General features: G+C 57.3%; 5 protein-coding genes. 4 read left to right on the forward strand and 1 reads right to left on the reverse strand.

Annotation, left to right across the window (positions count from 1 at the left end):
* Positions 1-395: 395 nt before the first annotated feature.
* Positions 396-560 (forward strand): hypothetical protein, encoded by a 165-nt coding sequence (locus tag AC1DY5_RS42620; protein ID WP_478120457.1) that lies wholly within the window; start codon positions 396-398, stop codon positions 558-560.
* 243 nt (positions 561-803) lie between these two features.
* On the opposite strand, the gene AC1DY5_RS42625 is transcribed toward AC1DY5_RS42620, so the two are convergent.
* The gene (locus AC1DY5_RS42625) at positions 804-1,778 is read right to left on the reverse strand and encodes a TrmB family transcriptional regulator (protein ID WP_478120458.1); all 975 of its coding nucleotides are present in this window, start codon (positions 1,776-1,778) and stop codon (positions 804-806) included.
* A 189-nt stretch (positions 1,779-1,967) separates the two neighbouring features.
* On the opposite strand from AC1DY5_RS42625, the gene AC1DY5_RS42630 reads away from it, so the two are divergent.
* The 3 genes from AC1DY5_RS42630 to AC1DY5_RS42640 are packed head-to-tail and all read left to right on the forward strand — an operon-like array spanning position 1,968 to position 4,674.
* On the forward strand, positions 1,968-2,693 hold the full coding sequence (locus AC1DY5_RS42630; RefSeq protein ID WP_478120459.1) for an RraA family protein: 726 nt from the start codon (positions 1,968-1,970) through the stop codon (positions 2,691-2,693).
* An 11-nt stretch (positions 2,694-2,704) separates the two neighbouring features.
* Positions 2,705-3,706 (forward strand): D-2-hydroxyacid dehydrogenase family protein, encoded by a 1,002-nt coding sequence (locus AC1DY5_RS42635; protein ID WP_478120460.1) that lies wholly within the window; start codon positions 2,705-2,707, stop codon positions 3,704-3,706.
* Entirely contained in the window at positions 3,703-4,674 is a 972-nt protein-coding gene (locus AC1DY5_RS42640; RefSeq protein ID WP_478120461.1) for a Bug family tripartite tricarboxylate transporter substrate binding protein, read from the forward strand. Before AC1DY5_RS42635 ends, AC1DY5_RS42640 begins: the two co-directional genes overlap by 4 nt.
* Positions 4,675-4,690 lie beyond the last annotated feature (16 nt).

The raw sequence follows: 4,690 nt of genomic DNA on the forward strand, positions 1-4,690 counted from the left end.
GTGCGCAGGTAGCTCAGACGCACATGGGGCCGCAACTCATGACCGCAACGCCGGCATCCGAGTGCAGCGAATGGGACCGTGCCGGCGCTCACCCGCGCGGCAGCGTCGTGGGCCGATGGCTATTCGGTGAGGACGGTGGACTCGCAGGCACTGGGTGGTCGCTGGGTGGCTCGCATGCAAGCAGTGAAGCATCGGCCTCCGCGTCCGGGCAACCCTGGTGCGTCACTCTTTATCGATGGCGTCGCCCGCGCCCGCGCTGTCCTGACGCAGCGAACGTTGCCGTTGCCGCCAGCACGCAGTGCGCGCGGCATGCTTGAGGCGACCGCCATGACTGCGCTGGTAGCGCTCGGCAGTCTCGCGTCGCCGCTCACGCCGACTCAAGCTCGAGCACGCCCGTGCACAGCCTGCGCACGCTGCTTCAGGACTTGGCCACGCTCGCCTACAACGTCACCCACACGGGCCTGAACCCGAGCGCCAAGATCGTCATCACCACGAAGCCCACGCCGCTGCAGGAAAAGGCCTTCAAGCTGCTCGGCGCCAACCCCACCTGTACCCGGTAAACCCCACCGCCTTGCTGAACAAAACTCAGCAGGATCAAGGGGTTGCGCTCATTCGGCGCTCAAAGTTCGGATTAGCATTCCCGCACACAGCACGGCTTCAATAACGACACCACACCGAGCTCCGCGCGTCGACCGCCCAACGCGCTTGGTCGCGCCCACTCCCGGATCATGTACAACACTAAACTTGCCCCTGAAGAGGCGCGAGCAATCGAGTTGGAATGCGGATCGTGTCGTCTGTGCGGGTCAGCGAGTCCCTTTTCGTGTCGCCGTTGCAGGCGCGGCATTGGCCCTCACTGGGCGTGTCCGCGTTTGGCCGGCGGCGGGTTCCAATCCTGCTGGTGCGCCGGGATTTATGAGCATGTTGGAGCCCATGTCCGGAGGACGGTACTTGGAGCGCAGTTTCCCAAAGTGCGCATCGAAGAGGTCGTCGAGAGTCGGCCCGATCTTGGCGTACATCTCTGCAAGATAGATCTCATGCAGGATCATCGTCTCAACGACGTAGACGATGGAGGGATTGCGGCCATAGGATGCATGCAGATCATTTGTGAACGACGCGATCATGAACGACTGACTGTCGGCCGTGACGGTGAGCACCACGTTGCTCGCGCCGCGGTTGGTCCCCCGACCTTCGTGGAGAAAAACCGTGAAGTTCTTGTGACCCTCGAGAGGTGAAATGTCATCTCCGAACACGATGAGGGTTACTTTGACGCCTCGATCGGCTGCGGCAATGAGCTCACCCTTGTACTCCAGCAGGATGTCCAAAGGACCTTTCAGCCATATGCGCAGCGCAGACGTCTCGATCAAGTCAACCAGCTTCGCCGCGACCTGTTTCTGACCGCGGTAGGCCCAAACATACATCGGCTCCTCGGCTGCTGTGCGTTCCTTCAACATGCGAGAGGCCTGTCCACAGAGGTCGGCGGTCTGCTTGGCTTGCCGCTGGAAGAACTCTTCAGGATTGATGGGCGTGTAACGCGTTGGCTCGCGCGTCACTTCCTGTATAGCCCCCTTCGTGGCCAGCGAAGCCAGCACACTGTAGGCGTTGGCTTTCGGAAGACCAGACCGCTGAGCGATCTCATAAGCCGTTGCAGGTTCGGGAGAGTCGGCAAGGGCGATGTACGCGCGCGCCTCGTGATCGGTGAATCCGAGGTCTTGTAGGACAGGCTTCAGCGCGTCTGTTCCTGAAGCGTTCGAACGGGTTGTAGGTGGGGACTTTGCCATGGCGAGACGTTAACAGGGGCGCACGTAGACACTTCCAAACTTTTCTTGATGATTGGTAGTTGCACTTACTGCGACTTCATTCTAAACTCCGCGTCAATCAATGGTAGCAACTACTACCAATCACGTCACAAAGGACGCGTGGGCGTCCTTTGGGGCTCAACTCGGCCCTTGGGCCATGGAGGCAAACCGATGAGCGAGCGAAAGCTGACAGGAAAAATTGCGCCCGAGCGCATTCGCATGATGCAGGTGCCCAGGCCCGCGCCAGGGTTGATCGAGGGGTTCCAGGCGCTCGGCGAAGCCAGCAGCATCGTCTCGGACATCATGGACGAGTTGGGCATCACCGGGGTGCACGCAGCATCGAAGTTCGCTCCAACAATTCGGGGTGCTCGTCTGGTGGGTCCTGCCCTTACGGTCAGGAACATTCCCCTCAGGGAGCATCCGTATGAAGCAGGCAAGGCCAAAATCAATCGGATGGCTGAGTTCGAAGCCCACAACCTGGCCAGCGTTGGCGACGTGTTGGTCATAGAAGGCGTTGCGGGCGTTTCGAATATGGGCGGGATCTCCGCACAGACCGGCAAGCGTCAGGGCGAAGCGGGTGCCATCGTCAGCGGCGGAATCCGCGATAAGGCCCATTCGATGCGCGTCGACTATCCGGTGTGGGCGACCGAAGTTACGCCGGTCACCGGCAAGTGGCGGATCGAGACCGTCGAAATCAATGGCGACGTCCAGATTGACGGTACGAGGGTGTCGCCAGGCGACATCGTGCTCGCCGATGAAACAGGCGTGTGCTTCATTCCGTTGGCCCGGGCCGCGGAGATCCTAGAGCTAGCCATCAAGAAGCACGCTGCGGAAGAGCGGAAGTGCAAGCTAATCGATAATGGCGTAGCCGTCGCTGATCTTCCATCCAACGCTTGAAGGTGGAGCAAATGAAGATTGCAATTCTCGACGACTACGCAGATGCGGTGAAGTCGCTAGACGTCTTCCAACTGATCGCTGTTCATGACGTCAATATTCTTACTAGTCATATAGCGGACCCAGAAGCGCTGGCTGCCAAGATCTCCGATGCTGAGGCGTTAGTTCTGCTGCGCGAGCGAACGCCAATTACCGAAGAACTGCTGTCCAGACTGCCCAATTTAAAGTTGATCAGCCAGAATGGGCACGTTCCGCATATTGACATTGACGCCTGTACGAAAAAGGGTGTTCTGGTTTCTTCTACGCTCACGAGCAAGCCCTCGTATGCCGCTGCGGAACTGACATGGGGCCTAATCATTGCCGCTTTGCGAAAAATACCGCAGGAAATCGCTGCGCTGAAGCGCGGAGATTGGCAATCGACTCTGGGGGTAGGGCTTCGCGGTCGAACACTGGGAATTTATGGATTCGGCCGAATCGGCAAGGTATTGGCGAAATACGCGCAAGCGTTTGAAATGAATGTCTTGGTGTGGGGGCGTGAAGGGAGTCTTTCTGCAGCTAGAGAGGCGGGGCTTGCGGTTGCAGATAGTCGAAACCAGTTTTTTCAAACCGCTGACGTCCTCGTATTGGCGGTTCGACTCAATCAGCAAACTCGCGGCATTGTCAAGCTAGAGGACCTCCGACAAATGAAGCCTTCTGCATTGCTGGTCAATACAAGTAGGTCGGAGTTGATTGAAAAAGGCGCCTTGGAGAGCGCTCTGCAGCAAGGACGGCCGGGCCTCGCCGCGGTGGACGTTTTCGATCAAGAGCCTCTTCATGATAAGAACCATCCGCTGCTCACCTTGCCAAATGTGATCTGCACTCCCCACCTAGGGTACGTGGAGAAAGACAATCATGAGACGGCATATGGCAATGCGTTTCGGCAAATTCTCGAGTACGTCAAGGGAACTCCAATTTCTGTTCACAACCCAGAGGTGCTTCGAAGCTCCGAGTCGGACAGAGGAGGTGCGGCCAAATGATTGCCAGCAAGATTTTGGGGTTTGTTGCCGCGTGCTTCGCGGCGGGCGCGATTGCTGCCTCGCCGGCGGCCGTGGATTTTCCGACCAAGCCCATCAAGATTGTGGTTCCATTTCCACCCGGTGGAAGTCCGGATCTGCTCGCACGAACAATAGGCCAGAAGCTTCAAGACGTTTGGGGACAACCGATAATTGTCGAAAACACTGCAGGAGCCGGCGGTGCAATTGGAGCGGCGGCAGTTGCTCGCGCTCCCGCGGATGGGTACACCTGGTTGCTAGCGCCCAACAGCGTTTTGATTTTCGCTCCATTGCTTCAACGTCAATCCTATGATCCGATGAAAAGCTTCGCCCCTGTTGGCCTCGCGATTTCGGTTCAGAATTTGCTCGTGGTGCATCCGTCTTTGCATCTGAAAAGTGTCCAAGAGTTGTTGACTTACGCTAAGGCCAACCCTGGAAAGCTTTCGTATGCCTCAGGCGGTATGGGTTCTCCTCAAAACCTTTCCGTCGAGCTTTTGAAGAAAATGGCCGGCGTCGACATGGTGCACGTCCCCTACAAGGGTGCTCAAACCGCTCTGCTTGACGTACTTTCCGGTCTATCGCCAGTGTTCATCAGTCAGGCAAATTCATTGCTTCCTTACGTTGAGAGCGGAAAGTTGACACTGCTTGGTGGCACAGGTGAGGGACGCTACGCCTCCCTTCCAAATGTTCCGTCAGTAGGGGAAACGGTACCAGGGTATGCCGTGGATATTTGGTCCGGCATTGTCATGCCTGCGAATACCCCAAAAGAAATCATTGAAAAGTCCAGCGCTGCCATCAAGAAAGTCTTGGAAATGCCGGACGTGCGAGCGATTTTTGCAAAGCAGGGTATTGAAGTTCACCCGAGTAGTCCCGAGCATATGGCTGACGTGATCAAAGCTGACCTCGGGCGGTGGGGAAAGATCATCAAAGATGCAAATATCAAGGCCGAGTAGCCAGTTTTCTTAGTAC

The organism is Variovorax sp. P4_D9 (genome assembly GCF_056401695.1).